Source organism: Type-F symbiont of Plautia stali (assembly GCF_059731105.1).
In genome coordinates this window covers 1,150,619-1,176,494 of the sequence record NZ_AP035909.1, presented here as the reverse complement: position 1 = coordinate 1,176,494, position 25,876 = coordinate 1,150,619, and the positions used below count along the sequence as shown (strand labels likewise).

The 25,876-nt window shown below is 59.4% G+C and carries 24 protein-coding genes and 3 tRNA genes; 12 read left to right on the top strand and 15 right to left on the bottom strand.

What is annotated here, in order from left to right; genetic code table 11:
• Window positions 1–49: 49 nt before the first annotated feature.
• The gene (gene pgl / locus AC6I7A_RS05500) at window positions 50–1,051 is read right to left on the bottom strand and encodes a 6-phosphogluconolactonase (protein WP_058958330.1); all 1,002 of its coding nucleotides are present in this window, start codon (window positions 1,049–1,051) and stop codon (window positions 50–52) included.
• Between the two features lie 155 nt (window positions 1,052–1,206).
• Here pgl and AC6I7A_RS05495 point away from each other — a divergent pair, with 155 nt between their 5' ends.
• On the top strand, window positions 1,207–2,025 hold the full coding sequence (locus AC6I7A_RS05495) for a pyridoxal phosphatase (RefSeq protein ID WP_058958331.1): 819 nt from the start codon (window positions 1,207–1,209) through the stop codon (window positions 2,023–2,025).
• On the opposite strand, the gene modC is transcribed toward AC6I7A_RS05495, so the two are convergent.
• From modC to AC6I7A_RS05475, 4 genes are all read right to left on the bottom strand, one after another.
• Window positions 2,026–3,084 (bottom strand): molybdenum ABC transporter ATP-binding protein ModC, encoded by a 1,059-nt coding sequence (gene modC, locus AC6I7A_RS05490; protein WP_046101443.1) that lies wholly within the window; start codon window positions 3,082–3,084, stop codon window positions 2,026–2,028. It lies immediately after the preceding gene.
• Window positions 3,084–3,773 (bottom strand): molybdate ABC transporter permease subunit, encoded by a 690-nt coding sequence (modB, locus tag AC6I7A_RS05485; RefSeq protein ID WP_058958446.1) that lies wholly within the window; start codon window positions 3,771–3,773, stop codon window positions 3,084–3,086. The genes modC and modB overlap by 1 nt, the downstream gene beginning before the upstream one ends.
• A complete protein-coding gene (gene modA, locus AC6I7A_RS05480; RefSeq protein WP_058958447.1) occupies window positions 3,770–4,543 on the bottom strand; it encodes a molybdate ABC transporter substrate-binding protein in 774 nt (257 codons plus the stop codon). Before modA ends, modB begins: the two co-directional genes overlap by 4 nt.
• A 146-nt stretch (window positions 4,544–4,689) precedes the next feature.
• Window positions 4,690–4,845, bottom strand: coding sequence for an AcrZ family multidrug efflux pump-associated protein (locus tag AC6I7A_RS05475; protein ID WP_009091356.1), 156 nt, complete (start codon window positions 4,843–4,845; stop codon window positions 4,690–4,692).
• Between the two features lie 140 nt (window positions 4,846–4,985).
• On the opposite strand from AC6I7A_RS05475, the gene modE reads away from it, so the two are divergent.
• The 6 genes from modE (at window position 4,986) to gpmA (ending at window position 11,668) form a co-directional block, all read left to right on the top strand.
• Window positions 4,986–5,768, top strand: a complete 783-nt coding sequence (modE, locus tag AC6I7A_RS05470) for a molybdenum-dependent transcriptional regulator (protein ID WP_009091358.1) — start codon at window positions 4,986–4,988, stop codon at window positions 5,766–5,768.
• 69 nt (window positions 5,769–5,837) lie between these two features.
• Window positions 5,838–7,310, top strand: a complete 1,473-nt coding sequence (gene modF, locus AC6I7A_RS05465) for a molybdate ABC transporter ATP-binding protein ModF (protein ID WP_058958456.1) — start codon at window positions 5,838–5,840, stop codon at window positions 7,308–7,310.
• Between the two features lie 234 nt (window positions 7,311–7,544).
• A complete protein-coding gene (galT, locus tag AC6I7A_RS05460; protein ID WP_058958448.1) occupies window positions 7,545–8,591 on the top strand; it encodes a galactose-1-phosphate uridylyltransferase in 1,047 nt (348 codons plus the stop codon).
• Window positions 8,588–9,736: a galactokinase gene (gene galK, locus AC6I7A_RS05455; RefSeq protein WP_058958449.1), complete on the top strand. Its 1,149-nt coding sequence runs from the start codon at window positions 8,588–8,590 to the stop codon at window positions 9,734–9,736. The genes galT and galK overlap by 4 nt, the downstream gene beginning before the upstream one ends.
• Window positions 9,730–10,764, top strand: a complete 1,035-nt coding sequence (gene galM / locus AC6I7A_RS05450; protein WP_058958450.1) for a galactose-1-epimerase — start codon at window positions 9,730–9,732, stop codon at window positions 10,762–10,764. The genes galK and galM overlap by 7 nt, the downstream gene beginning before the upstream one ends.
• 151 nt (window positions 10,765–10,915) lie before the next feature.
• Window positions 10,916–11,668, top strand: a complete 753-nt coding sequence (gpmA, locus tag AC6I7A_RS05445) for a 2,3-diphosphoglycerate-dependent phosphoglycerate mutase (protein WP_009091367.1) — start codon at window positions 10,916–10,918, stop codon at window positions 11,666–11,668.
• 249 nt (window positions 11,669–11,917) lie between these two features.
• On the opposite strand, the gene aroG is transcribed toward gpmA, so the two are convergent.
• Window positions 11,918–12,970 (bottom strand): 3-deoxy-7-phosphoheptulonate synthase AroG, encoded by a 1,053-nt coding sequence (aroG, locus tag AC6I7A_RS05440; RefSeq protein ID WP_058958451.1) that lies wholly within the window; start codon window positions 12,968–12,970, stop codon window positions 11,918–11,920.
• 287 nt (window positions 12,971–13,257) lie between these two features.
• Here aroG and AC6I7A_RS05435 point away from each other — a divergent pair, with 287 nt between their 5' ends.
• From AC6I7A_RS05435 to zitB, 4 genes are all read left to right on the top strand, one after another.
• Window positions 13,258–13,620 carry a YbgS-like family protein gene (locus tag AC6I7A_RS05435; protein WP_033736370.1) on the top strand — a complete coding sequence of 121 codons (363 nt, stop codon included), beginning with the start codon at window positions 13,258–13,260 and terminating at the stop codon, window positions 13,618–13,620.
• Between the two features lie 99 nt (window positions 13,621–13,719).
• Entirely contained in the window at window positions 13,720–14,301 is a 582-nt protein-coding gene (locus AC6I7A_RS05430) for a response regulator transcription factor (RefSeq protein ID WP_009091372.1), read from the top strand.
• Window positions 14,283–17,360, top strand: coding sequence for an ATP-binding protein (locus tag AC6I7A_RS05425; RefSeq protein ID WP_058958452.1), 3,078 nt, complete (start codon window positions 14,283–14,285; stop codon window positions 17,358–17,360). The genes AC6I7A_RS05430 and AC6I7A_RS05425 overlap by 19 nt, the downstream gene beginning before the upstream one ends.
• Window positions 17,338–18,321, top strand: coding sequence for a CDF family zinc transporter ZitB (gene zitB / locus AC6I7A_RS05420; protein WP_009091376.1), 984 nt, complete (start codon window positions 17,338–17,340; stop codon window positions 18,319–18,321). The genes AC6I7A_RS05425 and zitB overlap by 23 nt, the downstream gene beginning before the upstream one ends.
• A 45-nt stretch (window positions 18,322–18,366) precedes the next feature.
• On the opposite strand, the gene pnuC is transcribed toward zitB, so the two are convergent.
• The 3 genes from pnuC to AC6I7A_RS05405 all read right to left on the bottom strand — a co-directional run bounded on the left by pnuC (window position 18,367) and on the right by AC6I7A_RS05405 (window position 20,860).
• Window positions 18,367–19,101 carry a nicotinamide riboside transporter PnuC gene (pnuC, locus tag AC6I7A_RS05415; RefSeq protein WP_058958453.1) on the bottom strand — a complete coding sequence of 245 codons (735 nt, stop codon included), beginning with the start codon at window positions 19,099–19,101 and terminating at the stop codon, window positions 18,367–18,369.
• A 24-nt stretch (window positions 19,102–19,125) separates the two neighbouring features.
• A complete protein-coding gene (nadA, locus tag AC6I7A_RS05410; protein ID WP_058958454.1) occupies window positions 19,126–20,187 on the bottom strand; it encodes a quinolinate synthase NadA in 1,062 nt (353 codons plus the stop codon).
• A gap of 127 nt (window positions 20,188–20,314) precedes the next feature.
• A complete protein-coding gene (locus tag AC6I7A_RS05405; RefSeq protein WP_140028230.1) occupies window positions 20,315–20,860 on the bottom strand; it encodes a methylated-DNA--[protein]-cysteine S-methyltransferase in 546 nt (181 codons plus the stop codon).
• A 158-nt stretch (window positions 20,861–21,018) separates the two neighbouring features.
• Here AC6I7A_RS05405 and AC6I7A_RS05400 point away from each other — a divergent pair, with 158 nt between their 5' ends.
• Complete coding sequence (locus tag AC6I7A_RS05400; protein ID WP_058958455.1) at window positions 21,019–22,494, top strand: AlkA N-terminal domain-containing protein; 1,476 nt, start codon at window positions 21,019–21,021, stop codon at window positions 22,492–22,494.
• A 139-nt stretch (window positions 22,495–22,633) separates the two neighbouring features.
• Here AC6I7A_RS05400 and AC6I7A_RS05395 read toward each other — a convergent pair.
• From AC6I7A_RS05395 to tolB, 6 genes are all read right to left on the bottom strand, one after another.
• A tRNA-Lys gene (locus tag AC6I7A_RS05395) sits at window positions 22,634–22,709 on the bottom strand.
• Window positions 22,710–22,755: 46 nt separating this feature from the next.
• A tRNA-Lys gene (locus tag AC6I7A_RS05390) sits at window positions 22,756–22,831 on the bottom strand.
• A 67-nt stretch (window positions 22,832–22,898) separates the two neighbouring features.
• Window positions 22,899–22,974: transfer RNA gene (locus AC6I7A_RS05385), tRNA-Lys, on the bottom strand.
• 164 nt (window positions 22,975–23,138) lie between these two features.
• A complete protein-coding gene (gene cpoB, locus AC6I7A_RS05380; RefSeq protein WP_009091386.1) occupies window positions 23,139–23,933 on the bottom strand; it encodes a cell division protein CpoB in 795 nt (264 codons plus the stop codon).
• 9 nt (window positions 23,934–23,942) lie between these two features.
• A complete protein-coding gene (pal, locus tag AC6I7A_RS05375) occupies window positions 23,943–24,470 on the bottom strand; it encodes a peptidoglycan-associated lipoprotein Pal (RefSeq protein ID WP_009091388.1) in 528 nt (175 codons plus the stop codon).
• Between the two features lie 51 nt (window positions 24,471–24,521).
• Window positions 24,522–25,817 carry a Tol-Pal system beta propeller repeat protein TolB gene (gene tolB / locus AC6I7A_RS05370; protein ID WP_046101431.1) on the bottom strand — a complete coding sequence of 432 codons (1,296 nt, stop codon included), beginning with the start codon at window positions 25,815–25,817 and terminating at the stop codon, window positions 24,522–24,524.
• Between the last annotated feature and the right edge of the window lie 59 nt (window positions 25,818–25,876).

Here is a 25,876-nt window from a genome sequence, read left to right as displayed (position 1 = left end):
CGCCCTCTGAATGCCTCTCCTGCTCAGGAGAGGCGTTTTTCAGGATAGGTTACGCCTGCAGCGAGTGGATCACGACCCACATCGGACCCTGGCCCACGGCATAACGAGCCAGCGGCTCTAACAGCCCTTTCGGTTCATTAATGGCATAGACTTCAATGTGATGCGACTTCTGCCCCGCCGCCACCAGATAGCGTCCGCTGTGGTCGATATTAAAGCCGCGCGGCTGCGTTTCGGTCGGCTGGAACCCTTCCAGCGTCAGCTCATCACCCAGTTCGCTGACGCTGAAGATCGCCAGCGTGCTGCTGGTGCGATCGCAGGCATAGAGGAAACGACCATCCGGCGTCAGGTGAATATCGGCTGCCCAGCGCGTGCCGCTGAAGTCCGGCGGCATCATGTCCAGCGTCTGCACGCTCTCGGCTTCTCCCCCGCCCTGATTTAACGCCCAGACCTCAACCGTGCTGTCGAGTTCGTTCACGCAGTAGGCGTACTGCCCGCCCGGATGGAACTGCATGTGACGCGGACCGGCACCCTCGACCGTCGTCACCTGCGCCTGCTCACGCGGCGTCAGCTGACCGTCTGCGCCCAGCGCAAACAGACAGATGCGATCCTGCTTCAGGGCCGGCACGTAGAGCGTCTTATTGTCATTGTCGATGTTGGCGGAGTGACAGCCCTCCAGTCCGTTAATCACCTGCAGCGGCGCCTGCGGAATGCCATCCTCACCAATCGGGCTGACGCTGACGCAGGCATCGTTGTAGGAGCCACAGAACAGGAATTTCCCCTGATGATCGGTGGAGATGTGGGTCGGACTGCCGGGCAGCGGCGCCTGGCCCGCTTCCGTCAGCGTGCCGTCTGCGGCAATACGGAATGCCAGCACGCGAAAATTGGGACGAACACCGACATAGAGAAAATCGCGCTTCGGACTCACCACCATCGGCTGAACCTGGCCGGCGACATCGGTCACCTGAAGCAACGTCAGCCCACCCTCATCATTCATCTGCCAGACGTGGATCTGCTGGCTCTCGGGACTGGCGGTGTAGACAACTTGTTTCATGCATTCTCCTTTTTTGCTGCCTGATCATGAACTGTCAATCACTGTAGCGCGTTTTATTGCCGGACGCTGGAATCATTTGTGCCCTGTTTTTTGTCTCCGGGCCGCGGTCAGGTGTAGACTTTAGCCCTCGCAAACCCGGATGAATGGAAGGATTAATGAGCTACCGTGTAATTGCCCTCGACCTCGACGGCACACTGCTGACCCCCGCCAAAACGATTCTGCCGCAGTCCATCGAGGCGCTGAACCAGGCACGCCAGGCGGGTATTCACGTCGTTATCGTGACCGGACGCCATCACTGCGCCATCCATCCTTTTTATCAGGCGTTACAGCTGGATACACCTGCGATCTGCTGTAATGGCACTTATCTGTACGATTATCAGGCGAAAAAGGTGCTGGCGTCCGACCCGCTCGATCCGCAACTCGCCCTTGAGGTGATCGACAGGCTGAACGCGCAGCGGATTCACGGCCTGCTCTATGTGGATGATGCGATGCTCTATCAGACGGCGACCGGACACGTGACGCGCACCCTGAAGTGGACCGAATCACTCCCTGCCCACCAGCGCCCGCTGTTTCGTCAGGTGCCTGACCTCGCTCAGGCGGCGCGCGACGCCGGTTCGATCTGGAAGTTTGCGCTGTCGCATACCAACATTCCGGAACTGCAGCAGTTCGCCAGCCAGGTGGAAACGGAGCTGGGGCTGGCCTGCGAATGGTCGTGGCACGATCAGGTGGATATCGCTCGCGGCGGCAACAGCAAAGGCAAACGACTGGCGCAGTGGGTTGAATCACAGGGCCTGAGCATGTCGGATGTGATCGCCTTCGGTGACAACTACAACGATCTCAGCATGCTGGAAACGGCCGGACTGGGGGTGGCGATGGGCAACGCCGACGAGGCGATTAAAGCACGGGCGAAGAAGGTGATCGGCACGAACCTTGAAACCGCCATTGCCGATACCCTCCATCAGTACGTGTTGTAATCAGGGCGTCACCGAGACGCTTTTAATCTGGGCATAGAGCCATTGATCGGGCCGGATGCCCAGCTCATCCCGCGCCCACGGCGTGATGCGCGCCCAGAGTTCGCTGATGCCGATGCGCAGCTTCACCTCAACCTGGTCGCCGACCTCCACCAGCTCCACCACCTGCGCGGGCAGAATGTTGCGGATGGAGCTGTGCTGGGGTGGCTGCAGCGCCAGCGAAACGTCGGCCGAGGCGATGCGAATGCGCAGCGGGGTCTTCACCGGCTGATTCACCCGGCTGACCCAGATATGCTGATCGCCCAGCGACAGCGCGGTCATCGGGTAGTCGGGATGCTGCTCCAGCACCTGCACCCGCAGCACGCTGGTCAGTTCACTCATCGGCAGCCAGGGACGCATCGCGCTGCTGCTCCAGACCCGCTCCAGCGGTCCGAAGGCTTTAACCCGCCCCGCATCCAGCACCAGCACGTTATCGGCCAGCTGCAGGATCTCCTCCAGACTGTGCGAAACGTAGAGCATCGGAATATCGACCTGCTTCGCCAGCTTTTGCAGATAAGGCATCAGTTCGCGTTTGCGCGGCAGATCCAGTGACGCCAGCGGCTCATCCAGCAGCAGCATATCCGGTGCGGTCAGCAGCGCACGGCCAATGGCGACCCGCTGCTTCTCGCCGCCCGACAGCGACAGCGGAAAGCGTGGCAGCAGCGCCTCCAGCCCCAGCAGTGACACCAGGGTGTCGAACTGCGCTTTCATCGCGGGCGCCATGCCATATTGCAGGTTGCCGCGCACCCGGTAGTGGGGAAAGAGCCGGGCATCCTGAAAGACATAGCCGATACGCCGCTTTTCCGGCGGCAGCGATATCCCCTGCTCCGCATCGAACAGCAGCCGGTCATTCAGCGCTATCCGTCCGCGCTGGGGCTGAGTCAGGCCGCTGATCGCGTTGATCAGCGAGGTTTTACCGGCCCCGGAGACGCCGAAGATGGCCGTGATCCCGCTGGCCGGGATCTGCAGGTCGACCTCTAAGTGATGATCGCCCTGCTGCTGCATAAAATTGAGTGACAGCATCAGCTTCCCATCCGCTTACGACCGGCACGGGCCAGCCATTCCGACGCCAGCAGCGACGCCAGCGCCAGTACAATGGCGATCACGCAGAGGCGCGCCGCCGCCCCTTCTGCACCCGGCGTCTCGATCAGGGTAAACATCGCCAGCGGCAGGGTGCGGGTCTCGCCCGGTATATTGGAGACAAAGGTGATGGTCGCGCCAAACTCACCCAGCGAGCGGGCAAAGGCAAGCACCGTCCCGACAATCACGCCAGGCAGGGTCAGCGGCAGCGTAATGGTGAAGAAAACCCGCCAGCGTCCAGCCCCCAGGGTGCGCGCCGCCTGCTCCAGCCGGCTGTCGACCGCCTCCAGCGCCAGCCGGATGGCGCGCACCATCAGCGGAAAAGCGATCACCGCGGAGGCCAGTGCGGCCCCCCGCCAGCTGAAGGCGAAGCTGAAACCGAACCACTCATAGAGCTTTTCACCGATGATGCCGCGCCGGCCCAGGGTAATCAGCAGCAGATACCCCACCACCACCGGCGGCAGCACCAGCGGCAGATGGATCAGGCTGTCGAGCAGCGCTTTGCCGGGAAAACGGCAGCGCACCAGAATCCAGGCCATCAGGATGCCAAACGGCAGGCTGCCGAGCACGGCAATGCCAGAAACTTTGAGGCTGAGCAGTACCGCCTGCCATTCGGGATCGCTGAGTATCATTTCGTCGGTGTGAATCCGTAGTGTCTGAAGATAGCCGCCGCTTCCGGCCCTTTCAGGTAGTCATAAAACGCCTTAACGGCGGCGCGGTTGTGATCGTTAACGATCGCCATGGGATATTCCACCGGTTTGTGGCTGCTGGCCGGGAAATGCCCCACGACCTGCACTTTTTCGCTGGCCACGGCGTCGGAGCCATACACTATGCCATACGGCGTTTCGTTGCGCTCGACCAGCGCCAGCGCTGCCCGCACGTTGTTAGCCGGGGCTAATACCGGTGCGACCTGCGGCCAGGCCCCCAGGTTCTGCAGCGCCTCTTTGGCGTAGAGTCCCGCCGGCACGTGATCCGGGTCGCCGACCGCCAGACGTTCACCGTGCAGCAGGTTTTTCCAGTCCGTCTGCTTGTCCAGCGTAACCGCTTTTGCCGCGGCGCTGCGCGGGGCGATTAACACCAGATCGTTGCCCAGCAGCGTATAACGGCTGCTCTTCATCATGCTGTTTTTAGCGACCGCATCGTCCATCCACTGCTGATCGGCAGAGATAAAGAGATCGGCAGGGGCCCCCTGTTCAATCTGGCGCGCCAACGTGGAAGAGGAGGCAAACGAAGCGACGACGTTCACGCCCTTCTCCTGCTGATAACGGCTGGCAATATCCTGCAGGGCATTGGTCAGTGAGGCCGCCGCAAACACGGTAATATTATCCGCGGCAACCGCCTGACCGGCCAGTGAAAAAGTGACCAGCGCCGCGACGCCCCAGCGAGTGTAATGGTGTGACATGATCTTCTCCGGCTATTCGTTGTGTAGCGGATAATATAACGCATTATCACGGCATCCCGATAAATTATCGGCAGCAGAGAGAGAAGGATGAAGGGGGGCGGGATAAAAATGACCGCGCCCGCGCAGAGAGGCGGGCGGGGCAGAAATCAGTTGTGCGAACGGGCGGAGGATTTTTCGCGATGACCAAATTTTGAGATGACGTTAAACACTTCACCCAGGCCATAAATGATACCCAGCATCAGCGCCATCACCACAGGCACCATCAGGACGGCTACGGCGAGGCTTTTCAGTAATTCCAGCATCGGGAGTCTCACTCTGAGAATAAAAAAGTGATTGTAACGGGTCAGGAAAATTTTGCGCAGCCCTTTTCGTGCTTTTACTTTGGTCACGAAACGCCGCTATCATCGGCCTCCACACGCGTTAACCCTTTGCCGGAGCTGTCATGGAAGCCGAACTGTCCCTTCACATCCGTTTACAACAGAAACTGTTTGCCGATCCCCGTCGTATCGAGCTGCTGAAACGGGTCCGGGAAACCGGCTCAATCAGTCAGGGAGCAAAGCTGGCGGGCATCAGTTATAAAAGCGCCTGGGATGCGATTAACGAGATGAACCAGCTGGCGGATGAAACGCTGGTGGCGCGGGCCACCGGCGGCAAAGGTGGCGGCGGCGCGACGCTGACCCGCTACGGTGAACGCCTGATCCAGCTGTTTCAGCTGATGGAGCAGATCCAGCAGAAGGCCTTTGATGCCCTGCAGCAGGATGCCCTGCCGCTCGACAGCATGCTGGCGGCGATCGCCCGCTTCTCCCTGCAGACCAGCGCCCGAAACCAGCTGTTTGGCACCGTGATGAGCAATGACGCGCAGCAGGTGGTGCAGCATCTGCTGATTCAGCTGGCCGATGGGGTCACGCAGCTTAACGTGGCGCTGACGCAGCGCAGCGCCGATCGTCTTCAGCTGGCGGCGGGTAAAGAGGTGCTGGTGCTGATCAAAGCCCCCTGGATTCATATCAGCCGGGATGCCACCGGGGATGACAACCAGCTGGCGGCCACCGTCAGCGCCATTGAGCCGGGCGACGGCAAAAGTGAAGTTCTGCTGCAGATCGCCAGCGGCGAAACCCTGTGCGCCACCCTGACCCGCGAGCGGCTGCAGCAGCTGAAGCTGCAGCCGGGCGACGCAGTGACCGCGAGCTTTAATGCGGAGAACGCCATCGTTGCCACCCTGCTCTAGCGGGGAATTTGACATCACTACCGGCAGAGGTTACAACGCAGTAACACGATGCAAAAAACGGAACAGATTATGGCTTCATTGCATATTTCGCAAGGCACGTTTCGTCTTAGCGATACCCGGTTACTGCGCCTGAATCAGGTGGAACTGCAACGCGGCGAGAGCTGGGCGTTTGTCGGCGCCAACGGCAGCGGCAAATCCTCTCTGGCGCGCGCGCTCTCCGGGGAGCTGCCGCCGCTCTCCGGTTCGGTCAGCAGCACGTTCAGACGACCGGTCAGGCTGTCGCTGGAGCAGTTGCAGTCTCTGGTGGCACAGGAGTGGGAACGCAACAACACCGATATGCTCAGCGAAGGCGAAGAGGATACCGGGCTCACGGTGGCCGATGTCATCCAGATGGAGGGGCAGCACCCCGGACGGTGCGAACAGTTTGCCCGCCAGTTTGGCATTGAATCCCTACTCTCACGTCGCTTCAAATATCTTTCTACCGGTGAAACCCGCAAGACGCTGCTCTGCCAGGCGCTGATGAGCCAGCCTGACCTGCTGATTCTGGATGAGCCGTTTGACGGGCTGGATGTGGCGTCGCGCGCCAGCCTGACCGACACCCTGCGCAGCCTGCAGCAGCCCGATTTCACCCTGGTGCTGGTGCTCAATCGCTTTGATGATATTCCCGATTTTATCGGGCAGGTGGGCGTGCTGGCGGAGTGTAACCTGACACACAGCGGCGCGCGCCAGACGATTCTGACGGAAGCGCTGGTGGCACAGCTGGCGCACAGTGAACAGCTGCTGGGTATGGCGCTGCCGGAGGCGGATGTGCCGGATGCCCTGCCCGCCCTGGCCGATGATGCGCCGCGCGTCATTCTGCGCAACGGCACCGTCTCTTACCACGATCGGCCCATCATCAGCGGGCTGAACTGGCAGGTCAATCCAGGCGAACACTGGCAGATCACCGGTCCGAACGGTGCCGGTAAATCAACTCTGCTCAGTATGGTGACCGGCGATCATCCTCAGGGCTACAGCAATGACCTGACCCTGTTTGGCCGTCGCCGTGGCAGTGGCGAAACCCTCTGGGACATCCGGCAGCATATCGGCTATGTCAGTAGCAGCCTGCACCTGGATTATCGCGTCAGCACCAATGTGCGTACGGTGATCCTGTCGGGCTTCTTCGACTCTATCGGTCTCTATCAGGCGGCGTCTGACCGGCAGAAAGCGCTGGCCCAGCAATGGCTGGCTCTGCTCGGCATGGACAACCGTCTGGCTGATGCCCCCTTCCACTCCCTGTCGTGGGGACAGCAGCGGCTGGTGCTGATCGCACGCGCGCTGGTTAAACACCCGACGCTGCTGATTCTGGATGAGCCTCTGCAGGGACTCGATCCGATTAACCGTCAGCTGGTGAGGCGCTTTGTCGATGTCCTGATTGGCGAAGGACGTACCCAGCTGCTGTTTGTTTCGCATCACGCCGAAGATGCGCCGGCCTGCATCACGCATCGCCTGAGTTTTGTCCCTCAGGACGATGGCTATCGCTATCAGCAGGAGACGCTGCGCTAACGTTCTCTCCTCAGCCCTGACGCCGCGACAGCGGCGTTTTACAGCCCTACTGTGTAAGCGTTACCATTCCTTCTCACCTTTAACCCTCCTGCACCGCACGCAATGCCACCAAATAAGAATTTTCAGCTTGTGTAAACGATACCATTTATCCAGACTTGATCACGCTTTCGGGCGCGCTGATGTGCTAATTTTTACCGATGCCTCTTTGGCTTTTGACGCTTACCAGGACCTCACATGGACAAATTCAACCCGGTCGATCATCCGCATCGCCGTTACAATCCACTGATTGATCAATGGATTTTAGTCTCTCCTCATCGGGCCAAACGGCCGTGGCAGGGCGCGCAGGAGACCCCGGCGGTTAACACGCTGCCGTCCCATGATCCGGACTGCTTCCTCTGTGCCGGAAACACCCGCATCACCGGCGACAAAAACCCGGACTATACCGGCACTTACGTCTTTACCAATGACTTTGCCGCGCTGATGACCGACACCCCCGACGCGCCTGAGAGTGACGATCTGCTGATGCGCTGTGAAAGCGCACGCGGCACCAGCCGGGTTATCTGCTTTTCGCCCGATCACAGCAAAACCCTGCCGGAGATGTCGCTGAGCGCGCTGGAAGAGGTGGTGCGCACCTGGCAGGAGCAGACCGCTGAGCTGGGTCAGCACTATCCCTGGGTGCAGGTGTTTGAGAACAAGGGCGCGGCGATGGGCTGCTCCAACCCGCATCCGCATGGTCAGGTCTGGGCCAACAGCTTCCTGCCGAATGAAGCGCAGCGTGAAGATGACCACCAGCGCGACTACTTCGCGAAAAAGGGTTCACCGATGCTGGTCGATTACCTGGCGCGTGAACAGCAGGATGGCAGCCGCACCGTCGTGGAAACCGAACACTGGCTTGCCGTGGTGCCGTGGTGGGCCGCCTGGCCGTTTGAAACCCTGCTGCTGCCGAAAGCGCACGTCAGACGTCTGACCGATCTCAGCGCAGTACAGCGTACCGATCTGGCGCTGGCGCTGAAACAGCTGACCAGCCGCTACGATAACCTGTTCCAGTGCTCCTTCCCCTACTCTATGGGCTGGCATGGCGCACCGTTTAACGGCGAAGCCAACGATCACTGGCAGCTGCATGCCCACTTCTATCCGCCGCTGCTGCGTTCAGCAACGGTACGCAAATTTATGGTCGGCTATGAAATGCTGGCCGAAACCCAACGCGATTTAACGGCGGAACAGGCGGCGGAACGTCTGCGTTCTGTCAGCGACGTTCACTTCCGTGAGGCACAACAATGAGCTTAAAAACCATCACGCAGCAGCTTTTCTCAGACACCTTCGGTTACGCCGCCACCCATACCATTCAGGCACCGGGTCGCGTCAACCTGATTGGTGAGCACACCGATTATAACGACGGCTTTGTGCTGCCCTGCGCCATTGACTACCAGACGGTGATCGCCTGCGCCCGCCGTGACGATCGCCAGATTCGCGTGGTCGCGGCGGATTATGAGAATGCCCAGGACACCTTTTCGCTCGATGAAGAGATCGTCAGCGTGCAGGAGCCGATGTGGGCGAACTATGTGCGCGGCGTAGTGAAACATCTGCAACGGCGTCATGCCGATTTCGGTGGCATCGACATGGTGATCAGCGGCAACGTTCCGCAGGGCGCGGGCCTCAGCTCCTCTGCCTCGCTGGAAGTGGCGGTCGGCACCGTGGTGCAGCAGCTCTATAACCTGCCGCTGGATGGCGCGGCGATTGCGGTTAACGGTCAGGAAGCAGAAAACCAGTTCGTTGGCTGCAACTGCGGCATCATGGACCAGCTGATCTCCGCGCTGGGCCAGAAAGATCACGCCATGCTGCTCGACTGCCGCACGCTGGGCACCCGTCCGGTGTCGATGCCGGCAGATATCGCCGTGGTGATCATCAACTCCAACTTCCGCCGCACTCTGGTCGGCAGCGAATACAATACCCGTCGCGAGCAGTGTGAAGCGGGCGCGCGCTTCTTCAACAAAAAAGCGCTGCGTGATGTTGAGCTGGCGGAGTTTGAAGCGGCAGAGGCGAAGCTGGACCCGCAGGTGGCTAAGCGGGTGCGTCACGTTCTGACCGAGAATGCCCGCACGCTCGAAGCCGCCGATGCGCTGAGCCGGGGCGACCTCTCCCGTATGGGTCAGCTGATGGCCGAGTCGCACGCCTCCATGCGTGACGATTTTGAGATCACCGTGCCGCCGATCGACACGCTGGTGGAGATCGTAAAAGCGCAAATCGGTGAGCACGGGGGCGTTCGCATGACCGGCGGCGGCTTCGGCGGCTGTATCGTCGCGCTGATGCCGCTGGATCGGGTGGATCAGGTGAAAGCCGCCGTTGCGGAGCAGTATGAAGCGCAGACCGGCATCAAAGAGACCTTCTACGTCTGCAAAGCCTCTGAAGGAGCCGGTCAATGCTGAATGACGTCAACTCTCACGCGCCCGACGGTCAGCCGTGGCGCATCACGGTGCTGCGCAATGCCAACGGCATGCTGGCGACCTTTATGGACTGGGGCGCAACCTGGCTCTCCGCCCGCGTCCCGATGCAGGATGGCACGGTGCGTGAAGCGCTGCTTGGCTGCGCCACCCCCTCTGACTATCTGCACCAGGATGCTTATCTCGGTGCCACGGTGGGCCGTTACGCTAACCGCATCGCCGGTGCAAAACTGACCACAATCAACCGTCAGCTGGTGCCGAACCAGGGCGCGCATCAGCTGCATGGCGGCCCGGAAGGGTTTGATAAACGTCGCTGGCAGATTGTCAGCCAGTCAGACAGCGACGTGCACTACCGCCTGGATTCGCCGGATGGCGATCAGGGCTATCCCGGTAACCTGATTGCCGACCTGCACTATCATCTGGACGATCAGAACTGCCTGAGCATCCGCTATGAAGCACGCTGCGACCAGCCCTGTCCGGTCAACCTGACCAACCACGCTTACTTTAACCTTGATGCGCATCATGGCGACGCCCGCCAGCATCGCTTACAACTGCACGCAGATCACTATCTGCCGGTCGACAGCGAAGGGATTCCCAATGCGCCGCTGAAAGCCGTGGCCGGCACCAGCTTTGATTTCCGGCAGGCGAAAACGGTCGCGCAGGATTTCCTGACAGACGACGACCAGCGGGCGGTGAAGGGGTATGACCACGCGTTTCTGCTCAACAGCGCAGGCGATGACAGCCAGCCTGCCGCAGAACTCTGGTCAGAAGATGGCAGACTGCAGCTCAGCGTCACCACCTCCGCTCCGGCCCTGCAGTTCTACTCTGCCAACTATCTGGCCGGGACCCGTGCCCGCGAGCAGGAGAGCTATACTGCATTTCAGGGCATTGCGCTGGAGAGTGAATTTTTACCGGATTCGCCCAATCATGCTGAGTGGCCTCAGCCCGATTGCTGGCTGCAACCGGGAGATCGCTGGGAATCGGTGACGCGCTATCGCTTCACGCCACGCTGATCTTCTGGCTGAAAAACGCGCAGTGCGTCACACACAGGCTTACGCGCTGCCCGCTTTTCCGCTATGGTATGGCGCAATCCGCTCGCGTGTCAGGCGGGCAGCAGCAGGTTTCCAATCTCACAGAAACATCACAGTATTAAGGAGTTAAGCTATGGCTGTAACTAAGCTGGTTCTGGTGCGACACGGCGAAAGCCAGTGGAACAACGAAAACCGCTTTACCGGTTGGTATGATGTTGACCTTTCTGAGAAAGGTCGTGGCGAAGCCAAATCAGCGGGTCAGCTGCTGAAAAAAGAGGGCTTTGTTTTCGATTTCGCTTACACCTCTGTACTGAAGCGCGCGATTCACACGCTGTGGAATGTGCTGGATGAGCTGGATCAGGCCTGGCTGCCGGTCGAGAAAACCTGGCGTCTGAACGAGCGTCACTACGGTGCGCTGCAGGGCCTGGATAAAGCGGAAACTGCGGCCAAATATGGCGATGAGCAGGTTAAGCAGTGGCGTCGCGGTTTTGCCGTTACCCCACCTGAGCTGGATCGGGCTGATGAGCGCTTCCCTGGCCATGACCCGCGTTACGCGAAACTGACCCCGGAGCAGCTGCCAACCACCGAAAGCCTGGCACTGACCATCGACCGCGTGATCCCTTACTGGAACGACACCATTCTGCCGCGCATCAAAAGCGGTGAGAAAGTGATCATTGCCGCACACGGCAACTCACTGCGCGCACTGGTTAAATATCTGGATAACCTGAGCGAAGATGAGATCCTCGAACTGAACATCCCAACCGGCGTGCCGCTGGTGTATGAGTTCGATGAAAACTTCAAACCGCTGAAACGCTACTACCTGGGTGACCAGGACGAGATTGCCGCGAAAGCCGCAGCCGTTGCGAATCAGGGTAAAGCGAAGTAATTTTTCGCTGAGAGGCAAAAAGGCCAGACAGAAGTCTGGCCTTTTTTATTGGGCTGCGTCCGGCAATGCTGTGTGTCATCTTTAACTGTCAGAGTGAAAGCCTGAATGTCCGTTCGTCCCGGACGAATCACATCGTCAAAGCTGTCTGAGTATGGCAGCAATAAATCAGCTCAATGCGCAGGGAACATGGTCATTCTCCACTGCGCATTCAGACAGACCCGGCCAGTTGTCACGCCAGATCGCCAGCACTCAACCGCGGCGCTGTTTAACCGCTGCCGCCAGCTGACGCAGCACCTTATCGGTATCATCCCAGCCGATGCAGGCATCAGTGATACTCTTGCCATAGACCAGCGGCTCACCGCTCTCCAGGCTCTGATTGCCCTCGACCAGATGACTCTCGATCATCACGCCGACAATCGCCTGTTCACCGTTGATGATCTGCTGCGCGACATCGTCCGCCACGACCATCTGACGCTGGAACTGCTTGCTGCTGTTGGCATGGCTGAAATCGATCATGACCTGCTGTGGCAGACCCGCTTTTGCCAGACCCTCTTTGACCTCAGCCACATGCTTCGCACTGTAGTTCGGCTCTTTGCCGCCGCGCAGAATAATGTGACAGTCGCCATTGCCGCTGGTTTCGACAATCGCGGAGTGGCCATATTTGGTTACTGACAGGAAGCAGTGCGGCGAACCGGCAGCGTTGATGGCATCGATGGCCACCTTGATGGTGCCATCGGTGCCGTTTTTGAAACCGACCGGACAGGAGAGACCGGAGGCCAGCTCACGGTGCACCTGGGATTCGGTGGTGCGTGCGCCAATCGCGCCCCAGCTCATCAAATCCGCCACATATTGCGGGGTGATCATATCCAGAAACTCGCCCGCCGCCGGTAAACCGCTGTCGTTGATCTCCAGCAGCAGTTTACGCGCCAGACGCAGACCATCATTGAGCTGGAAGCTGTTATCCATGTAGGGGTCGTTGATCAGCCCTTTCCAGCCCACGGTAGTGCGCGGCTTTTCAAAATAGACCCGCATGACCACTTCCAGTTCGCCTTTCAGCTCATCCCGCAGCGCCAGCAGACGGCCGGCATACTCTTTGGCGGCCTCAGGATCGTGGATTGAGCAGGGACCAATCACCACCAGCAGGCGGTCGTCCTTGCCCTGCAGGATCTGATGAATCGCCTGACGCGCCTGTGAAACGGTCTGTGCAGCACGATCGGTCGCCGGGAATTTTTCGAGCAGCGCAACCGGGGGTAACAGCTCTTTAATCTCTTTGATGCGTAAGTCATCGTTCTGGTAATTCATACTGATTCCATATTATTTCTGGCCCGGCGCCCGCCGGACACAACCTGCCCAATGTAGCCCGAAGCGCCAGGGGTGTAAATTCCCGCTGCGGGTTAAATGTGCGGGTCATATTTGCATTAATCAGGTTAGCGACTAGACTTTTTAATGGTAAGCACTGAGGAACGTCCCGCTTACATGATTAAATCACCCTGTTTAAGCCAACTGGCGAATTTTATTTCGTCCGGGACTTTTTTATCCCCAATTTCACCTCTGGGCTTAAAACGTCTTCATTTATTAATGGGAGTATAATGATGAAAAAGTTTGCCTTACTCTTTTTGACAGCAGCAATGACATTAGGCAGTGGCGCGGCGCTGGCGGAAGGCAGCAACAACGGCACAGCTAACCAGGCAGCCAGTGCAGGTGCGGTCGCACCCGGCGCAAAAGAGAACCTGCCACCGAATAATGTCGATAACAGCAAAATTAATAACACCGGCACCAATACTAATCCGGCCACTTCTGGCAGCACCACCAGCAGCGGAAATATGTCTGCTAACGAAATTGACCAGAACAGCCAGTGTAAAGATGGCAAATGTCCGAACATCAACAAAAAAGTTGAAACGAAAGTGGGCGGCGGTGACGTTAATACTAAAACCGACGGCACGACCCAGTAATTCTGTCTGACCCGGAGAGCATCCGTTCTCCGGGTTTTTCTCCCCTCTGCCCCACTCTTCCGCTATGCTCATCCTGTGAAATTTACAGGGAAACCGTTCATGGCCGTTTTGCTCTTGATTGACGATCATCCGCTGGTGGAAGTGGCACTTGAAGCCGCGCTCAGCCAGTCGCCCATTCCGGTTCAGCTCCTCTCTGCCAGCAGTGAACACGCCGCCCGTCCTTTTCTTCAGCAGCCGCTGGACATTATCGTGCTTGATATCGGGCTGCCGGAGAGCGACGGGCTGGAGATCCTGCGCCGCCTGAAAATCCATCGTCCCGACTGTCCGGTGCTGATCTATTCGGCCCAGCAGACCCGTCACTATATCCGGCGCGCTCAGGCATTAGGGGCGTCCGGTTATGTGGTGAAAAGCCAGCGCATGACGCAGCTGCTCAGCGCCATTCTGGCCGTGCTCGGCGGACAGACCGCGTTTCCGGAAACCGAAGAGGAGCCTGAGCTGCCGCTGACGCACAAAGAGCGTCAGATTCTGGCGCTGCTCGCCAGCGGCCTCTCTAACCTGCAAATCGCCGCCCAGCTGCACATCAGCAACAAAACGGTCAGCACCCATAAAAAGAACATTCTGGAAAAAACCGGTGCCCGCTCTGTGGTTGAGCTGGCTGACCTCTGGAAGGCGCAGCAGTGAGATATGCGCTGCTGATTCTGCTGTGGCTGTGCGGCAGCGCGCTGGCTGAGGTGCGCCCGGTCAGCAGCCTGAATCTGCCGATGATGCTGCCGGTCACGCACGCCGAAACCATGCAGGGAAAGAGCCTGCGCGTCGGGCTGCTGGAAGAGAACCACGCGCCCTGGACGATGCGGATCGGCAACGACCTGTATGGCATCAATGCCGACTATCTTGCTGCGCTGCGACAGCTGACCGGGGCGCAGTTTACCCTGCGCCTCTACAGCGACGCGCCGCAACTGATGCAGGCCCTGAACCGTGGAGAGATCGATTTTGCGCTGGGCATGTGGAACACCCCGCTGCCTCAGGGCACGCTGAGCAGTGAAAGCTGGTTCAGCAGTCCGCTGCGGGTCTATCGCAATCAGCAGAACCAGCGTGCCGTGATGTTCAACAGCCAGAATGCGCAGCTTGCGATCAGCGACAGCACCCTGGCGCAGCTGCCACCCGCCCTGGCGGCCCGTCACCACTGGCGACGCTACAGCAGCGATCTGCAGGCGCTCTATACCCTGCTCAATCAGCAGAACGACTATGTGGTGGCGGACGAGACCAGCGCCGGTTTTCTGCTGAGTCAGCTGCAGCAGGGGCAGATTTATCAGATCGCCTCACATATTGAGGCGGGACAGCTCAACCTGCGTGCCCTCTCCCGCGATCCCGCGCTGATTGACTGGATAAATCAGAGCCTGCGTCAGTTACCGGCGGAACTGATGAACAGCCTGCAGGCGCGCTGGAGCAGCACGCTGCCGCGCTATCAGGATACGCAGACCCTGATGCTCAGCCCCGCTGAACGCGCGTGGATCGCCGACCACCCTGGCATTACGTACACCGCCGAGCCCGACAACTATCCCTGGAGCTATCGCGACGCCAGCGGCACCGCCAGAGGCTATGGCGTGGATTTACTGAAAGCGGTCGCCCAGAGCACGGGCCTGCAGTTTGAACCCGTGTGGGTCAGCAATCCCCATCAGGCCAGTGCGCTGATTCAGCAGCAGCAGGCGATGCTGCAACTGATGCAGCCTCTTAATGGCGATGCGATGCAGAGCACCTCACTGCCGGTGTGGCGGGCGCTGTGGGGGATCTACAGCATTCACTCTGCCCCGCTGTCGCACTGGCAGGATCTGCGCGGCAGGCGGATCGGCGTATTGCAGGATGACCTGGCGCTGCGCCTGCTGCCGGAGGATCTGCATCCCGTGCCGTTTGCCGACCGGAACAGCCTCTATGATGCGCTGGCAAAGGGGCAGATTGATGCGCTGGTCGATAATGTGCTCTCCGCCCGCTGGCGCATCGCCAGCCGTGATGATGCGCGTATCCACCTCGCCTTTGCCGCCAGCGACATCGCCTGGCCGATCGCGCTGGGTGTCACGCCCGATCAGCCCCTGCTGCGCAGCCTGCTGGATCGGGCACTGCAGCAGATCCCGGCGGATACTCAGGGCAAAATGCGCGACAGCTGGTCAACACCGCCGCAGCCCGGCAGCGTGATGGTGATGCGAACGCTGCCGATGATGGTGCTGGCGGTAGCCGGGGCCGCCATTGTACTGCTGCTTCTGCTGCTGGCGCGCCGTTACTGGCAGCAGCGCCGCGAGCGTCAGCAGCGCGAACAGGCGGAGCGGGCCAACGCCATGAAGAGCCAGTTTCTGGCTACCGTCAGCCATGAGCTGCGTACGCCAATGCAGGCGATCCTCGGCCTGCTGGAGCTGGAGAAGCAGCAGCACAACAGCCAGAACCTGACCCTGCTGCACAGCAGCGCACACTCCCTGCTGACCCTGCTGAATGACCTGCAGGATCACGCACGTATCGAGAGCAACAGTTTTACTCTGGCGCCCCGCCCGCTGGCGCTGGCGCAGTGGCTCGAACAGCAGCAGCATTTTTATCATCCGTTAATGCGGGCGGACGGCCCGCGTCTGATCGTCGCGGCACAGACGCCGCTGCCTGACACGGTGATGATCGATGCCGATCGCCTGCAGCAGGTGGTCAATAACCTGATGACCAATGCGCTGAAATTTACCCGTCACGGCACCATCCGCCTCACCCTGGCGGCAGAGCAGCAGCAGCTGGTGCTGACGGTGACTGACAGCGGCAGCGGTATTCCGCCTGAGGAGCAGCCGAAGCTGTTTGATCCCTGGTATCAGGCACCGTCGGGCAAAACCGTGTCGGTGCAGGGCAGCGGTCTGGGCCTGTTTATCTGCCGCGAGATGGTGCTGCGGATGGGGGGCGATATCCGGCTTACCTCGCAGCCCGGCCAGGGAACGCAGGTCACGGTGACCCTGCCTCTGCAGATCGCGGAGCCGGTCAGCAGCACCGATGAGTCTGGCCTGCCCGGCTTTCCCCATCTGCGGGTGGCGATTGTCGATGACCATCCGGCCAATCTGCTGGTGATGCAGCAGCAGCTGGCGCGCTTTGCCATTCAGGCCGACATCTTCGAAGAGGGACGTGCGCTGCTCAAGGCCGATGCGCAGCAGCCTTTTGACCTGCTGTTTATCGACCAGATGATGCCGCGTCCTGACGGCACGCTGCTGCTGCGACTGCTGCGACGCCGTGACCGGCAGCGGGGACGGCAGGCGATGCGGGTGCTCTGCTCCGCAGACGCCCAGCTGCTGTCACGACCGGCTGAGGCGCAGGAGCGGGTTCTGATTAAACCGGTGCAGCTGGCCGATCTCCGCGCACTGCTGGCGGAGTGGCAGCCCGACCCGCTGGCACCGCTGGATGAGAACCTGTGGCAGCTGGCACAGCAGAATGACAAATTTCTCAGTCGGCTGAGTCAGACGCTGCATAGCACGGTGACCCAGGATCTGACCGTAATGCGTGAGGCGCGCGCACGCGCGGACTGGAACCAGTTTGCCGACGCGGCACACCGGATGAAAGGCAGCTGGTTGCTGGTGGGGCTGGAGCAGGGTGCACAGCTGAGTCAGCAACTCGCAGAGCAGGCAAAACAGCATCAGGACACGTCTGAGACGTGGCAATTACTGATATTATTAGCAAACAGGTTACTGAAAAAACTGGAATCTTATGGCACATACCCACACTCATAGCGGGCAGGATAGTAATCGCACGCGTCTGGCGGCCGCCTTTGGCGTGACCGTCCTCTTCATGGTTGCCGAGGTGATTGGCGGCTGGCTTTCAGGTTCACTGGCGCTGCTGGCAGATGCCGGACATATGCTCACCGATGCCGCCGCCCTGCTGATGGCGCTGCTGGCGGTCCACTTCTCGCGCCGTAAACCCAATGCGCGTCATACCTTTGGCCTGCTGCGCCTGACCACCGTAGCGGCCTTTGTCAATGCCATCGCCCTGCTGGGTATTACCGCGCTGATCGTCTGGGAGGCGGTGCGTCGCTTCAGCGATCCGCAGCCGGTGACCGGCGGCCTGATGCTGGGCATCGCGATTGGCGGCCTGCTGGCCAACCTGCTCTCATTCTGGCTGCTGCACCACGGCAGCGAAGAGAAGAACCTCAACGTGCGGGCAGCGGCACTGCACGTCATGGGTGACCTGCTCGGTTCGGTGGGGGCGATTGTGGCAGCAGCCATCATTATGCTGACCGGCTGGACGCCGATCGACCCGATTCTGTCGCTGCTGGTGTCACTGCTGGTGCTGCGCAGTGCCTGGGCGCTGCTGCGTGAGAGCCTGCAGGAGTTACTTGAAGGGGCACCCCACTCCCTGGATGTGAACCGGCTGATGCGGGACCTCACCCTGAACATCGCTGAAGTGCGCAATGTTCATCATGTGCATCTGTGGCAGGTGGGTGAAAAGCCGCTGCTGACGCTGCATGTGCAGGTGATCCCGCCCTATGACCACGATGCGCTGCTGCACCGCATTCATGACTATCTGCGCCAGCACTATCAGATTGACCATGCGACCGTGCAGATGGAGTATCAGCCCTGTGCCGGTGCTGAGTGTGAGCTGAGCTTCAGCAGTGCGGCTGAGGCTGGCCACGGTCACAGCCATTCCCATTCCCACGACCATACTCACGCCAGAGGCGACGAGCACGCTCACTAAACGACCGCGCGCGGTAACCCGGTTACCGCGCGCTGTGACCGCCCCTTACTGGCCTGTCTGCTGCGCCGACAGTGCGCGTGACCCCTGCTCCCGGGCACTGCGGATCCACATGCGTGAGCCATTAAGCGCAATCAGCGTCAGAATCACATACTCCAGCGACATCGCATAAACCCCCTGACGGGCAAAAATCATGACGCTGATGACGTTAATGATCACCCACAGCAGCCAGTTCTCAACATATTTGCGCGTCATCAGAATCATCGCCGCAATCGACAGCACCATCATGCAGGCGTCCCAGAACGGGAAGGCATCCGGCTGCAATGCCGGCATCGCCACCGACAGGCCAATCGCGTTCATCAGCGTCACCGCTGCGCGGGTCAGCATGGCAAATACCGGGTCAATGTAGAGCGTCATCAGCGCAATCGCGACGACGCAGCTCACCGCCCAGGCGATCGCTTTCGGCAGCGGCAGCCAGCGAATCTTCAGCGCCGCCTGATGATCGCTGGTCTGCCGGCTCCAGGCGTACCAGCCGTAAATATTGGCGGCAAAAAAGAAGAGCTGCAGCAGCAGGCTGGCGTAGAGCTGAATCTGAAAGAAGATCACCGCAAACAGCGTGACGTTAATCAGGCCGAAGGGGTAGTTGATGATTTTTTCCAGGCTGGCAAACCAGATACAGAGTAAGCCCGCCAGGGTGCCGATAGCCTCAATCCATGAGAGATCGTAGCCGCCTGCACCCAGAGGAATGTGAACCAGAATATTATGCGTGCTGAAAAAGTCCATGCAGAGCACCTGTCAGGAAAACGGCTAGGCGTTTCCCTTCACGTTGAGTTTAAGTTCCGCTGCAAAGGATAGCATGCGATTCAGGGGCAGTAACGCCGCCTCTCGCAGCGTCTCGTCCACCTGAATCTCATGTTCCGCGCCGCCCGTCTCCAGCGCGTCTGCGATAGCTTTGAGACCGTTCATCGCCATCCACGGACAGTGCGCGCAGCTGCGGCAGGTTGCGCCCTCCCCGGCTGTCGGCGCTTCCAGCAGCTCTTTGTCCGGCACCGCCTGCTGCATTTTGTAGAAGATGCCGCGATCGGTCGCCACAATCATCTGCGGATGCGGCAGGGATTTGGCGGCCTGAATCAGCTGGCTGGTCGAACCCACCGCGTCGGCCAGATCCACAATCGCCTGCGGCGACTCGGGATGAACCAGCACCGCCGCATCGGGATAGAGCGCTCTCATGCGCTGCAGCGCCTGAGTCTTGAACTCATCATGGACAATGCAGGCGCCCTGCCAGCACAGCACATCGGCACCCGATTTCTGGGTGACGTAGCGGCCGAGGTGACGATCCGGTGCCCAGATAATTTTCTCGCCCAGGCTGTCGAGGTGCTCAATCAGCTCAACCGCAATGCTGGAGGTGACGACCCAGTCAGCGCGCGCTTTTACCGCCGCCGAGGTGTTGGCGTAGACCACCACGGTGCGATCGGGATGGGCGTCGCAGAAGGTGTTGAACTCCTCAATCGGACAGCCCAGGTCCAGCGAGCACTCCGCCTGCAGTGTCGGCATCAGGACGGTTTTCTCAGGGCTGAGGATTTTGGCGGTCTCCCCCATAAAGCGCACACCCGCCACCAGCAGCGTGGTCGCCGGATGGTTGCTGCCAAAACGGGCCATCTCCAGTGAGTCAGAGATACAGCCGCCGGTCTCTTCGGCCAGCGCCTGAATTTCCGGGTCGGTGTAGTAGTGCGCGACCATCACGGCATTTCGCGCCTTCAGCAGGGTTTTGATTTTCTCACGATAAAACGCCTTCTCGTCGTCACTCAGGCGGGCGGGTTTAGGGGGAAAGGGGTAAACGGTGCTTTCAGGATCGAACATCACACTCATGACACAGCTCTCGTTTTATCTAATTAACGAAAATCGCCAGAATAGGCGAAATATGGCGTTGAATCCGCCGTCGTGTTTTATATGCTAAACACGATAGCGGAAAAGCCCGACTGTGTCGTGTGATTTTTTAATCGGCCTGCATGACCGCACCGCCAGCCCGACCCTGTGCGCCTTGTTCGCCCGGCTGCGGCAGGGGTTGTGATGTTTCCAGCGCCAGCAGAAACGCTTTAACCGTCAGCCCGCCGGCAAACCCGGTCAGCTTGCCGTTGGCCCCTATCACCCGGTGACACGGCGCGACAATCGAAAGCGGATTACGACCGTTGGCCGCGCCAACCGCACGCACCGCCAGCGGATGCCCGATCTCGCGGGCAATCTGGCTGTAGCTGCGCGTTTCACCAAACGGGATCGCCACCAGTGCCTGCCAGACTTTTTTCTGAAAGTCAGTGCCGGCAAAATCGAGCGGCAGTTCAAAGCCGCGTCGCGCACCGGCAAAGTACTCGCCGAGCTGACGTGCCGTTTCGACCAGAATGGGATGGTCGTCATCGCGCGTCTGCGGTAAAAAGCGGGTGCGATGAGGATCGTCGTTCTCCCACAAAATACCCGCCAGGCCGCGCTCGCTGGCCACCAGTTTCAGTTCGCCCACCGGGGTAACAGTCAATTTGAAGTAATACATGGTGATTCTCCCGTCACGGTTTCGACACCTATTATCGCACTTTTCCTCAGCCTGACTGGCTGTTTTCGGTCATGGCGATAAACTGATGTGTTGTCCGAAAACAGCCAGTCTGCCGGGAATCACCGGTGTAGGCTCCGCATATTTACCGGAGAAATGCCATGCTTAATCCCGACATTGCCTATCAGGCGCTGACCTCCCGTGATACCCGTTTTGACGGCGTATTTTTTGTTGGGGTGACCTCAACCGGTATCTATTGTCGTCCGATCTGCCCGGTCAAAGCGCCGATGCAGAAGAACTGCCTCTTTTTCAGCAGCGCCGAAGCCGCCGAAAAAGCGCGCTTTCGTCCCTGCCTGCGCTGCCGGCCTGAACTGGCGCCGGGCAATGCGCCGGTGGATCAGCCGCACCGCGTGGCGGAACGGCTGATTCAGCGCATCGAAGAGGGAATGCTGGAGGAGCGCGAAGGGCTGGAGGCGATAGCCACTGAGTTCGGTTTAAGCCTGCGTCAGCTGCGGCGTATCGTGCAGCAGGAGCTGGGAGTCTCACCGCTTGAGCTGAGGCAGACGCGACGGATGCTGCTGGCAAAGCAGCTGCTGACGGAGACGCAACTGCCGATTACGGAGATCGCCTACGCCAGCGGTTTTGGCAGCCTGCGCCGCTTCAATGATATGTTTCAGGCGCGCTATCGCATGACGCCAGGCGCCCTGCGCCGGAACGAGGCGGGTGACGGGCGCACGCAGCCCGGTGACCGCGTGACGCTGCGGCTCGCCTATCGCCCGCCCTACGACTGGGCAGCGATGCTCTGGTTTTTACAGACTCACCTGATGAAAGAGGTCGAAGCGGTGGAGGATGGCACCTGGCGACGCACGGTGGCGATGGGCCGCTATCGGGGCTGGGTCAGTGTCGCGCATCTGCCGCAGAAGAATGCGCTGCAGGTGACGCTCTCCACCTCGCTGACGCCGGTTCTGCCTCTGCTGCTGCGCCGCCTGCGCGACCTGTTCGATCTTGATGCTCAGCCGCAGCGTATCGCCGCCTGTCTGTCACAGGATCCGCTGCTGGCGCCCAGCCTGATCGCCCACCCGGGCCTGCGTGTTCCGGGTGCCTTTGACGCCTTCGAGCTGGGCGTGCGCGCGATCATCGGTCAGCAGGTGACGGTCAAAGCCGCCACCACCGTCAGCAGCCGCTTTGCCGCCGCCTTTGGCGAGCCCTGTGAAACGCCGTTTGCCGACCTGACCCGCTACGCTGCGCCGCCGGCACGTATCGCTGGCCTGACGGTCGACGAGGTTGCGCCGATGGGTATTGTCAGCGCCGCGCGCTCACGCGCCATCATCGCCTTCGCTGAAGCCTGCGCCAGCGGGGATCTGCGCCTCAGTGCCGCTGAGCCGCCTGACGAGGTGATCAAAAAGCTGATCAGCCTGCCTGGCATCGGTCCCTGGACCGCCCACTACATCGCGATGCGTGCCCTGCGCTGGCCGGATGCCTTTCCCAAAGAGGATATCGCCATCCGGAATAACCTGGGCGGCATGTCATCCAGGGAAGCAGAGGCACGCTCGCAATCCTGGCGTCCCTGGCGCAGCTATGCGGTGATGCATATCTGGGAGAGCCTGGCAGTGGCGAAAGCGAAGAAAAAGGCGTAACGGCGGAGACAAGCCTGCTCTCCTCATAATGCAGAAGCAGCCCGCGCCAGTAGCGCGGTCAGAGAAGGAAAGCGTCCCGCACCGTAAAGTCCGTGCCCTGGAAACGAAAAAAGCGCCCTGAGGGCGCTTTTTTCTTAATTGGTGGGTCGTGCAGGATTCGAACCTGCGACCAATTGATTAAAAGTCAACTGCTCTACCAACTGAGCTAACGACCCGCTGGGGGCTTACAACCGTTCAGCACGCCAGGCGGCTGAAGTAAGATGGTGGGTCGTGCAGGATTCGAACCTGCGACCAATTGATTAAAAGTCAACTGCTCTACCAACTGAGCTAACGACCCATCTTAGGTTGTGAAGCAATCCTGAACTCTTCTTCGCGCGTCGCACTGATGCGCGACTGAGAGAAGATGGTGGGTCGTGCAGGATTCGAACCTGCGACCAATTGATTAAAAGTCAACTGCTCTACCAACTGAGCTAACGACCCATCTTCAGGCTTGCCAGACACTTTGCATTGTGTCCCGGCAACGGCGGCATATATTACTGATTTAGCGGGGTAGCGCAACTCTTATTTCTGCTAAATGCTTCAGTTGCTTACCTTTCATACGGCAAGACCAGAAATCACACGATATCTGGCCTGAACCGTACCGATTACAGACCTGACAGACGTTTTTGCGCCTGTTTTGCAGATTCGCTATCAGGATAAAGTTTGATCACCTGCTGGAAGACCGCTTTGGCTTTCGCCGTGTCTTTCTTCTCCTGCATGATCACACCCACCTTCAGCAACGCCTCTGCGGCTTTCGGCGACTTCGGATAGTTTTTCACCACCGTGGCGTAATAATAAGCCGCGTCGTCCTTTTTGCCTTTGTTGTAGTTCAGCTGCCCCAGCCAGTAGTTGGCGTTGGGCTGATAGGTCGAATCGGGGTAACGCTTTACCCACGCCTGAAGCGCACTGATCGCCTGATCATACTGTTTCTTTTCCAGAATCAGCGCCACAGCAGCATTGTAATCGCTGTTGGCGTCACCGGTCTGCGCAGGTGCGCTCTCCGTTGATGCCGCTGCGCCTGTGCTGGCTGCTGCACCGGTATCGGCTGCGGCATCGCCGCCCGCCGCCTGCTGGCCGCCGCTGCTGCTGGCGCTGCTCAGGCTGTCGATCTGCTGGTAGAGCTGCTTCTGGCGCTCAACCACCTGATTCAACTGATACGTATTTTGCTGGATTTGCCCACGCAGCGCGTCGATATCACGCTGATTGTCGCTCATCTGCTGCTGCAATTGCTGCATCAGCTGCGCCTGGGCATTAGAGATTCGTTCGAGAGTGGTGACACGGTCTTCGACCGAGCCGGAGCCAACGCTACTGATTGACGCTTGGGCATTAGCGGCCCAGGGGGCCGCTACGCCAATCAGTAACGACAGACTCAACAGATGACGTCTGAAGTTACTAACCATGTGATTCTCTTAGTAGACCAGTACGGCACGACGGTTTTTAGCATATGCTGCTTCGTCATGACCCAGAACGGCTGGCTTCTCTTTACCGTAAGAAACGATAGACATCTGATCAGCTGACACGCCTTTGCCCTGCAGGTACATTTTAACTGCGTTAGCACGACGTTCGCCCAGGGCGATGTTGTATTCCGGCGTACCGCGCTCATCCGCGTGACCTTCGATGGTCACTTTGTAGGATGGGTTGCTGCGCAGGAAGGAAGCGTGCTGATCCAGCATCTGTGCGTAATCAGACTGAACGTCATACTTGTCCAGACCGAAGTACACGATGTTGTTCTGCTGCAGCTGCTGCATCTGCAGACGCGCCTGCTCGTCAGAAGACATGTTGCCGCCGTTGCCGTTCATGCCAGAGTTTGCACCGTAAGCGCCATCAGCGCCCATGCCAGTCTGGTCATTGTTGTTGTTTTTGTGTGAGCTACAAGCCGCTACTGCCAGAACCGGCAGAGCCAGCATCAAACCCTTCAGCATTTTGTTCAGTTGCATTTCAAAAATCCCATTATTGTTTATTGTTTGCGATGTCTGATCGATCAGACATTACAGATACGGCGACCAGGCAGGAAATTTGACCTGTCCATCGGTTGCCGGAAGACGCGCTTTGAAACGGCCGTCGGTTGAAACCAACTGCAGCACGGAACCCATCCCCTGAGTAGAGCTATAGATTACCATTGTGCCGTTTGGTGCCAGGCTCGGCGTTTCATCCAGGAACGTGTCCGTTAACGTTTGAACGGCTCCCGTTTCCAGATCCTGTTTGGCGACGTGCTGTGATCCACCGCTGGTGCTGATCATCACCATGGATTTGCCATCGGTTGCGACATCCGCATCCTGGTTCTGACCGCCTTCCCAGGTAATACGTTGTGGCGCGCCGCCATTAATGCCTACTTTATAAATCTGAGGTGCACCCGCCTGATCCGAGGTATAAGCCAGCGTCTGGCTGTCCGGGAACCAGGTTGGTTCTGTACTGTTATAACGGCCATCTGTGACCTGACGCGTCTGACCTGAGGCCAGATCCATCACATAGAGGTTCAGGCTGCCGGTTTTAGAGAGTGCGAAAGCCAGCTTAGAGCCATCCGGTGAGAACGCCGGAGCACCGTTGTGGCGCGGGTACGAGGCGACCTGACGAATAGCCCCGTTAGACAGCGTCTGAACCACCAGCGCAGACTTGCCGCTTTCAAAGGTCACGTAAGCCACTTTGCTGCCATCCGGAGACCAGGCTGGCGACATCAGAGGCTGTGGTGAACGATGAACCACAAACTGGTTGTAACCATCGTAATCCGCTACGCGCAGCTCATACGGGAACTGGCCGCCGTTGGTCTGCACGACATAGGCGATACGGGTACGGAAAGCGCCCTTGATGCCGGTCAGCTTCTCGAAGGTTTCATCACTGGCGGTGTGACCGGCATAACGCAGCCACTGTTTGGTGACTTTATAGGTGTTCTGCGCCAGCACGGTTCCCGGTGCACCACCGGTATCGACCAGCTGATAAGAAACCTGATAGCTGCCATCCGGGTTAGCGGCGACCTGACCGACCACAACCGCGTCGATGCCCAGGGCGCTCCAGGCCGCAGGCTGAACTTCCTGTGCGCTGCCAGGCTGCTGAGGCAGACGTGAGCGATCCAGCGGATTAAATTTGCCGCTGTTGCGCAGGTCAGCGGCCACGATGCCGCCGATATCTTCCGGCGCGGCACCTGCACCCGTCCATTTAAATGGCACAACGCCAATCGGGCGTGCGGTGTTGACGCCCTGGGTAATCTCAATTCGAACTTCTGCATGCAGCATGGCTGCCCACAGCAGGATAAAAAAGCCTAACGTAACGCGAAGAGCTTGCTTCATTTTATCTCCCTTATCTGAACCTCAGTCCACGATAATTGGCACTGTTCCTGGAAACCACG

Excerpts from the sequence above, each read along its gene's own strand:
- pgl (WP_058958330.1), bottom strand. The coding sequence starts at position 1,051 with ATGAAACAAGTTGTCTACACCGCCAGTCCCGAGAGCCAGCAGATCCAC.
- AC6I7A_RS05495 (WP_058958331.1), top strand. The coding sequence starts at position 1,207 with ATGAGCTACCGTGTAATTGCCCTCGACCTCGACGGCACACTGCTGACC.
- modC (WP_046101443.1), bottom strand. The coding sequence starts at position 3,084 with ATGCTGTCACTCAATTTTATGCAGCAGCAGGGCGATCATCACTTAGAG.
- modB (WP_058958446.1), bottom strand. The coding sequence starts at position 3,773 with ATGATACTCAGCGATCCCGAATGGCAGGCGGTACTGCTCAGCCTCAAA.
- modA (WP_058958447.1), bottom strand. The coding sequence starts at position 4,543 with ATGTCACACCATTACACTCGCTGGGGCGTCGCGGCGCTGGTCACTTTT.
- AC6I7A_RS05475 (WP_009091356.1), bottom strand. The coding sequence starts at position 4,845 with ATGCTGGAATTACTGAAAAGCCTCGCCGTAGCCGTCCTGATGGTGCCT.
- modE (WP_009091358.1), top strand. The coding sequence starts at position 4,986 with ATGGAAGCCGAACTGTCCCTTCACATCCGTTTACAACAGAAACTGTTT.
- modF (WP_058958456.1), top strand. The coding sequence starts at position 5,838 with ATGGCTTCATTGCATATTTCGCAAGGCACGTTTCGTCTTAGCGATACC.
- galT (WP_058958448.1), top strand. The coding sequence starts at position 7,545 with ATGGACAAATTCAACCCGGTCGATCATCCGCATCGCCGTTACAATCCA.
- galK (WP_058958449.1), top strand. The coding sequence starts at position 8,588 with ATGAGCTTAAAAACCATCACGCAGCAGCTTTTCTCAGACACCTTCGGT.
- galM (WP_058958450.1), top strand. The coding sequence starts at position 9,730 with ATGCTGAATGACGTCAACTCTCACGCGCCCGACGGTCAGCCGTGGCGC.
- gpmA (WP_009091367.1), top strand. The coding sequence starts at position 10,916 with ATGGCTGTAACTAAGCTGGTTCTGGTGCGACACGGCGAAAGCCAGTGG.
- aroG (WP_058958451.1), bottom strand. The coding sequence starts at position 12,970 with ATGAATTACCAGAACGATGACTTACGCATCAAAGAGATTAAAGAGCTG.
- AC6I7A_RS05435 (WP_033736370.1), top strand. The coding sequence starts at position 13,258 with ATGATGAAAAAGTTTGCCTTACTCTTTTTGACAGCAGCAATGACATTA.
- AC6I7A_RS05430 (WP_009091372.1), top strand. The coding sequence starts at position 13,720 with ATGGCCGTTTTGCTCTTGATTGACGATCATCCGCTGGTGGAAGTGGCA.
- zitB (WP_009091376.1), top strand. The coding sequence starts at position 17,338 with ATGGCACATACCCACACTCATAGCGGGCAGGATAGTAATCGCACGCGT.
- pnuC (WP_058958453.1), bottom strand. The coding sequence starts at position 19,101 with ATGGACTTTTTCAGCACGCATAATATTCTGGTTCACATTCCTCTGGGT.
- nadA (WP_058958454.1), bottom strand. The coding sequence starts at position 20,187 with ATGAGTGTGATGTTCGATCCTGAAAGCACCGTTTACCCCTTTCCCCCT.
- AC6I7A_RS05405 (WP_140028230.1), bottom strand. The coding sequence starts at position 20,860 with ATGTATTACTTCAAATTGACTGTTACCCCGGTGGGCGAACTGAAACTG.
- AC6I7A_RS05400 (WP_058958455.1), top strand. The coding sequence starts at position 21,019 with ATGCTTAATCCCGACATTGCCTATCAGGCGCTGACCTCCCGTGATACC.
- cpoB (WP_009091386.1), bottom strand. The coding sequence starts at position 23,933 with ATGGTTAGTAACTTCAGACGTCATCTGTTGAGTCTGTCGTTACTGATT.
- pal (WP_009091388.1), bottom strand. The coding sequence starts at position 24,470 with ATGCAACTGAACAAAATGCTGAAGGGTTTGATGCTGGCTCTGCCGGTT.
- tolB (WP_046101431.1), bottom strand. The coding sequence starts at position 25,817 with ATGAAGCAAGCTCTTCGCGTTACGTTAGGCTTTTTTATCCTGCTGTGG.